10 protein-coding genes are annotated in these 5,459 nt (G+C 58.3%); 2 read left to right on the top strand and 8 right to left on the bottom strand.

Annotated features, from left to right (window positions below; all coding sequences use genetic code 11):
- Window positions 1–231: 231 nt before the first annotated feature.
- The 5 genes from FS320_RS36950 to FS320_RS36970 all read right to left on the bottom strand — a co-directional run bounded on the left by FS320_RS36950 (window position 232) and on the right by FS320_RS36970 (window position 2,667).
- Window positions 232–438, bottom strand: coding sequence for a DUF6894 family protein (locus FS320_RS36950; RefSeq protein WP_162003482.1), 207 nt, complete (start codon window positions 436–438; stop codon window positions 232–234).
- A 487-nt stretch (window positions 439–925) separates the two neighbouring features.
- Window positions 926–1,159, bottom strand: a complete 234-nt coding sequence (locus tag FS320_RS36955; protein ID WP_152717295.1) for a hypothetical protein — start codon at window positions 1,157–1,159, stop codon at window positions 926–928.
- Between the two features lie 137 nt (window positions 1,160–1,296).
- Entirely contained in the window at window positions 1,297–1,701 is a 405-nt protein-coding gene (locus FS320_RS36960; RefSeq protein ID WP_152717296.1) for a response regulator, read from the bottom strand.
- A 90-nt stretch (window positions 1,702–1,791) separates the two neighbouring features.
- Entirely contained in the window at window positions 1,792–2,214 is a 423-nt protein-coding gene (locus FS320_RS36965) for a response regulator (RefSeq protein ID WP_152717297.1), read from the bottom strand.
- A 39-nt stretch (window positions 2,215–2,253) separates the two neighbouring features.
- Window positions 2,254–2,667: a response regulator gene (locus tag FS320_RS36970; RefSeq protein ID WP_152717298.1), complete on the bottom strand. Its 414-nt coding sequence runs from the start codon at window positions 2,665–2,667 to the stop codon at window positions 2,254–2,256.
- A 214-nt stretch (window positions 2,668–2,881) separates the two neighbouring features.
- On the opposite strand from FS320_RS36970, the gene FS320_RS36975 reads away from it, so the two are divergent.
- A complete protein-coding gene (locus FS320_RS36975) occupies window positions 2,882–3,337 on the top strand; it encodes a response regulator (protein WP_152717299.1) in 456 nt (151 codons plus the stop codon).
- A gap of 66 nt (window positions 3,338–3,403) precedes the next feature.
- Here FS320_RS36975 and FS320_RS36980 read toward each other — a convergent pair whose 3' ends face one another.
- Window positions 3,404–3,769: a DUF1236 domain-containing protein gene (locus tag FS320_RS36980; RefSeq protein WP_152717300.1), complete on the bottom strand. Its 366-nt coding sequence runs from the start codon at window positions 3,767–3,769 to the stop codon at window positions 3,404–3,406.
- Between the two features lie 295 nt (window positions 3,770–4,064).
- Here FS320_RS36980 and FS320_RS36985 point away from each other — a divergent pair, with 295 nt between their 5' ends.
- Window positions 4,065–4,415 (top strand): hypothetical protein, encoded by a 351-nt coding sequence (locus FS320_RS36985; protein WP_192926387.1) that lies wholly within the window; start codon window positions 4,065–4,067, stop codon window positions 4,413–4,415.
- 62 nt (window positions 4,416–4,477) lie between these two features.
- Here the strand turns inward: FS320_RS36985 and FS320_RS36990 are convergent, their stop codons facing one another.
- Both FS320_RS36990 and FS320_RS36995 read right to left on the bottom strand, forming a co-directional pair.
- Window positions 4,478–4,894 carry an ASCH domain-containing protein gene (locus tag FS320_RS36990; protein ID WP_152717301.1) on the bottom strand — a complete coding sequence of 139 codons (417 nt, stop codon included), beginning with the start codon at window positions 4,892–4,894 and terminating at the stop codon, window positions 4,478–4,480.
- 116 nt (window positions 4,895–5,010) lie between these two features.
- A partial coding sequence (locus tag FS320_RS36995) for a response regulator (protein WP_210252236.1) occupies window positions 5,011–5,459 on the bottom strand: 449 nt, incomplete at its 5' end.

Raw genomic sequence — 5,459 nt, forward strand, 5'->3', positions numbered from 1 at the left:
CACGTCTGGCGGGCAATCCACCGCGCCCGCCAGCTGACTTCGCTGCCGTTGACTTGCTACTGACCTTCGAGGGCGCTTGTCCCTGAGTTCGGCCCGCAGGGGCCAAATTTTTGATTTGCTTTTTTAACGCAGGTTAATTCGACGAGCGCACCCGAAGTTCCAGGCAAAATCATCATGATGGCCGGTACATTACATTGTTCTTGAGCGTGCCCGTCCAGTCGAGAGGGGAGCTCAGTGCAGTGTCGTTCCGAGCGGCAAAGTATACAGGAGGGTTCCTTCAGGGCAGACGATATTGAGGTGCCAGCCGCTCCAATCCCCAACCATCTCACCAAGCTCGCATTGCAACTCGCCGACAGCTTGCAGCGCTTGAACCTTGGCGCTCTCAAGATCCGACACCTCGATCCCTGCAGGGTCCAAGATCTCATCCGAGCCATTCACGAGATGGGGATCAGAACAAGAGCAGTTCCTGTTAACACGATTAGTTAGAACGGATCGGCAACCCTTTCGATAAGGCTCGCGAACTAACCACTCAGCGTGAAGAACGATGATATTCACGTCGATCTGGTACTTGCTTGAGACTATTGCGTTAATCTGCTATCTCAAACCTATCCTGATGGCGCTCCTCTCTCACAGACGAAACTGTGGGGAGAAGTACGCCGCCCAATCCATTTTTCCGCGCTCGATAACGGCCCAGACACCAAGGTGAAAGCTGTATGTAGCCATTGTGGGCGTCTTCCGGTCGCTCTGCCGGTTCACGTTCTTGCTACGTACTAAGTTACCGTGTGTTTGGGAGCAATTCTTGTTCGGGCCCCAAGAATGCTCAAAAATCCATCGCCTCATCCGATGAGATTTGTGAGATCGCGCCCTGCTGGATCTTCCCCCTCCGGCAAAAAGCAAAGCCGCCTGCCGTCAATGAAATCTGATCCTACGGCACCTTCTTTGTAGCAGCAGCGACGGCTCGCACCTTGAGGCTTTCGACTCGACGATGCCGCGAGGCGCGGGCCAAGAGCTTGGCCTCCAACAGTTTCCCATTCGCTTCCAGCTCAGCCGCCTTGGATGCCAGCGCAGCGGCTTCTTGCTCCTGACTGACGGCTGACGCCACGAGCGTTTCGGGATCTTTGGCAGGTCGTTTGCGACCTGAGGACTGATCGTCAGCCACGGCTGGTCTCCCTTCTTTTTAACTGAACCTACCTGGGGCGCGGAATGAGACATCCGAGACGCTTCCTCCGCTCCCACAGGCCGGTGTCATGCATCTGGTCGGCTACCTGTCGGGAGGTGCTTTGTGCGCTGGCACCTCTATCCAACCGGGTGGGAGCGGGCGATCAGATGATTAAGGTGCTCCACGAGAACATCAGGGTACACTGGCTTTGCTACAAACACTGCCGATGGTGGAAGATCCCCATCATCCGGAAAAGCCTTGCCGGAAATCACCAGGACTCCGAGATCCGGCCAGCCTTGCGACACAAGACGTGCAAATTCGAAGCCATCGAGTGAACCCGGCATATCGACATCTGTGAGAACGACGCTCACATCCTTCCGCCGCCTGAGCATCTCAAAGGCTTCATCCGCGTCCTCTGCCTCCAGTACCCAGAAGCCAGCCTCACGCAGGATGTCTACCTGGGTCAGACGCACGAGGGTTTCGTCCTCCACCAGGAGCACGACAGGCTGATCGAGGATCGGACCACGCGGCTTGACCTTCATAGGATTGGCAACGAACGTTCCCCAACCTGGTTCCGTGTGCCTGAGCAGAGTGGCTGTACGGGAGCACGTGGAGGGCTCCTCACTGCTGAATCAGGATCGTTGCGCCTTCGCTACGAGTTGCTTGATCCGGTCAACCACGTTCTGAGACGAATATGGCTTCTCCAGCAGAGGCCCCGCCTCGCAGAGTGTTGCCGCGATGTCGGCCGACCGCTCGACCCCAGACGTCAGGATTACCTGGACACCCGGCTTGTTGTTCCGGATCCAACGTGCCAGGCTGAACCCATCCATGTCCCCAGGCATCTGCACATCACTGAACACAATATCGACCGTCACCTCAGGAGCTTGCAGCATTTCGACCGCTTCGCTGGCGTTGACAGCCTCGTAGACCCTGTAGCCGCACTCGCGCAGGTAGTCAGCGATGACCAGACGAACCAGCACCTCGTCCTCAACGACGAGGATAGCGTGAGAGGGTGGGTCAGATTGCGGCGTCAGGTTGGTGGATGCATGGCTCATGCAAAACCAATCGCCACGCTTTAGCCTTTGTTCCAGGTTTCAAGCGTCTGGTGCGTCCGGCCAGTTGAGGCTGTGGCTGACGAGAGCGAGCACCCGTGAGATCAGGTAAGGCTTGCGGATGAACACGCCGAGAGTGCCAAGGTCCGGGATCGTTGAGGCGTCCGATATGCCCGAGGTGAGGATCATTTGGGTAGGCATGCCGTGAGCGTGCACGTGGCGGGCGACGTCTAAGCCATCCTGTTCCCCCGGCAAGTGAATATCGACGAACAGAAGATCAACACGCATCGTATCGAGCACCGTAATAGCATCACTGGCTGAACTGGCTTCCAAGACCTTGAACCCGTGGGCTCGCAATTCATCGCTGATGGCGGAGCGCGTCAGGACATTGTCTTCAACAACCAGAATGGCGGGAGGAACCCGGCGCGGGAACGCCGTGACCGATGCAGCACTCATGTTGACCCCTTACGCTACTCAATGCGCCAATAACGTGCGGCAACCCGACCGGTTCTCCGCAGGAAGTGTGCCGATTTGTCCCTTGAGACGGAACGATGATACTTGGCTTTTTGGCACGCCGTGTGCTCCGACGTAGAAGTGACGATCAGAGGGAGAGGAACCAAAGCGTGGCAGGTGCGTTCAACTTCGCCATGCGTCTATTTTGATAAGCCCCATGTCCAATCAGTCTTTGGGTATCATTTTGTTGGTCAAGGACGAGCCGCTGGTGCGGTTGGTTACAGCCGACATTCTCGTGGACGCGAACTTCCGGGTTGTGGAAGCGGCCAATGCTGAAGAGGCCCTAATGGTCCTGCAGGCTGGCGTTGAGGTGGACGTTCTTCTCTCTGACGTGGAAATGCCACCGGGCGTGAACGGCTACGAGCTAGCCCGCCAAGTTCATGAGCACTGGCCCAGCACCGAAATCCTGATCACATCAGGACGGGAGTGGCCACGGGAGGGAGACCTGCCGCCGGGAGCTGCTTTCCTGGCCAAACCCTGCCCCAGCGAAACTCTGGTGTCCTATGTGCGGTCATGCGTCGAGAGAGCCCAAGCCGCCAGAGCCGCACATGCAGCGGTGGACGAGGCAGATGTGGCGGGCGGAACAGTCGTGCTGTTTCCTAAAGCGGGTTGACGCGACCAGGACAGGGCGAGCCACTGCAAGCGCAACAGGTTGCACGCAGTGCGCTCAACAGCGCGGCTAGCGTTTGACGAGTTGGATCACCTTTCGGGTTTCCGGCTCAATGATGGCGATCTGGTCTCCAACAATCAGGTAATTGTAGGTCGTGACGGTTGGGACAGTGGTTGCAGCGTCTTGGGGCAATCCCAGAAGCTCGATCTCCGGCGGGATCGTCATTCCGACACGAACAGGCTCGCTCAGGCTGGCTTGCGGCAGATCCGTGGAACGCTTCACGTGATCCAGGATCATCTTCTGCTTCTCGGGCGGGAGCGGGCGTGGCCCGCCTGTCTCGACCGGCGTTCCTTGAACAGGCTGGGACGCAGCGGGATGCACTGCGCCAAGAGCGATCAGCCCACATGCAACGAGTCGCAGTGATGACCTCAACATCAACTCCTCCTCATGGGGATGCTCAATGCAGGGTGCCTCAACTAAGCATGATGGCGCGGGTGGAATGACCTTAATCCGAATAACGCTTTCAGGCGCCGTTCAGGAATCAAAGATCGGCGAGCAGGTCTTTCGCACGACTCTGCTTCGCTCAATCGCTCAAGTTGAAAGATCTGCATTCGGAGCCGGAACCTTGGCCGAAGCTTGGCGTTATGTTGGCTCGACCTGACAGATCAGGCCAGACCAACGACGAAGAGCGGCTGTTCAAGCTGTCCGCCGAGAACCTGCAAGGGCATCCATGCAAACACTTCCCCAACCCACTCCGCCTGCAGCATCGAGGGCCTTCACCATCATCCTGGAGCGGCTCTATGCCATGGCACGGCATCTGGATGCCCCCCTTGGCGCTCCCTCGGATCTGGAGGCGACTCTGATGGCTTTGCCGTCTGACAAGCGTACTCAAGTCATGCTGGTGCTGGAGAGTGTCGAGAGCCGGGCAACCGCTCGAGCAGATCAGGAACTCGCCGACGCCGCACGCGCTGTGCAGAATGCTGCCGAGCGCGTATGGACATCTCATGGAACAACAGATCGCCCCCGCTTTCGCGCTGGGGATGGTGAGCAGAAAGTCCATGCCCGCCCTGAACACAACTGAACCATTGGCAGGACCGGGCGCATACGGCTTTGGGGGCTCGAAAGGTGCTCAGAGAATGCCGATCATAAGTGGCCGCTACAGCAGCACTCATCGACGTCGAAAAAGCGTAATGAACCAGGCAGCGGCTTGAAGGGAAGCACGCGGGCACCGCGCAACACGAATCCATAGGGGCCGGCGAACCAGGGCGATGGATGCTCGGTGACGCAGTCGGCGATCTCCACCTCGCCGATAATCCCTCCCTTGAGGAGATCCTGCCTCTTCGGCAAGCCTCCACCAAACATCACCGCCCGGCATAGCCAGTGCTCCGGATTGCGGCATGCGTGCTCGAAAAAAGCATAGTCGTCCCGCCGCACGATTCCTGGAGCATGGATCAGAATGCGTCCGCGGTGCTGGGTTGGCCAATCGCGGTTCTCGATGTCCATACCGGCGTAAAAGATGGCCCAAGCAAAGGGCTGGCGGACAGAAAGGGCAAGTGTCATGCACATCCAGGAACAGGACAACGGAAGCCGGAGACTACGCGCGGTGGCATTCCCCGGTTCCCAGACCTCCGGTTCTCCGGGTCAGACGCTGCAGGTTCGCACTTGCTCTTATGTGCTTACGCCGCGTACGCCTCCGCTTCCTCAGTTGCCTGGCGTCGAATGAGTTGGGTGATCACACCGGCAAGTTGGTGCGGACGATACGGCGTGCGCACGCAAGGAGCCCCGCTGACCTTCTCGGCATCCCTCAATCTGAATGGCATTCGTGACGTATAGATCACCTTGAGCTCGGGATCGGATACACGTGCGTCCTTGGCTAACGAGAGACTGATGCCAGCCTGCCCGAGGTCGGTATCGATGACCAAAGCACTGATGCGCCCATTCGTCCGAAGCAGATGTTCTGCCTCCTCCACAGAGCTGGCCAGGAGGATCTCGAAGCCATAGCTCACTAAGCTGCTGGCCGTTGTCATGCCAGCCAATCGATCTCCGGGAACAAGCAGAACAAGCGGTTGTCGGCTCATGGAAATACCTTGTACGGAGCGTGCGGAGACGCCCCCTGAAACGGAAA

The sequence above is a fragment of the Microvirga tunisiensis genome, assembly GCF_009296175.1.
Classification (GTDB): Bacteria; Pseudomonadota; Alphaproteobacteria; order Rhizobiales; family Beijerinckiaceae; genus Microvirga; species Microvirga tunisiensis.

Excerpts from the sequence above, each read along its gene's own strand:
- FS320_RS36960 (WP_152717296.1), bottom strand. The coding sequence starts at position 1,701 with ATGAAGGTCAAGCCGCGTGGTCCGATCCTCGATCAGCCTGTCGTGCTC.
- FS320_RS36965 (WP_152717297.1), bottom strand. The coding sequence starts at position 2,214 with ATGAGCCATGCATCCACCAACCTGACGCCGCAATCTGACCCACCCTCT.
- FS320_RS36970 (WP_152717298.1), bottom strand. The coding sequence starts at position 2,667 with ATGAGTGCTGCATCGGTCACGGCGTTCCCGCGCCGGGTTCCTCCCGCC.
- FS320_RS36975 (WP_152717299.1), top strand. The coding sequence starts at position 2,882 with ATGTCCAATCAGTCTTTGGGTATCATTTTGTTGGTCAAGGACGAGCCG.
- FS320_RS36980 (WP_152717300.1), bottom strand. The coding sequence starts at position 3,769 with ATGTTGAGGTCATCACTGCGACTCGTTGCATGTGGGCTGATCGCTCTT.
- FS320_RS36985 (WP_192926387.1), top strand. The coding sequence starts at position 4,065 with ATGCAAACACTTCCCCAACCCACTCCGCCTGCAGCATCGAGGGCCTTC.
- FS320_RS36990 (WP_152717301.1), bottom strand. The coding sequence starts at position 4,894 with ATGACACTTGCCCTTTCTGTCCGCCAGCCCTTTGCTTGGGCCATCTTT.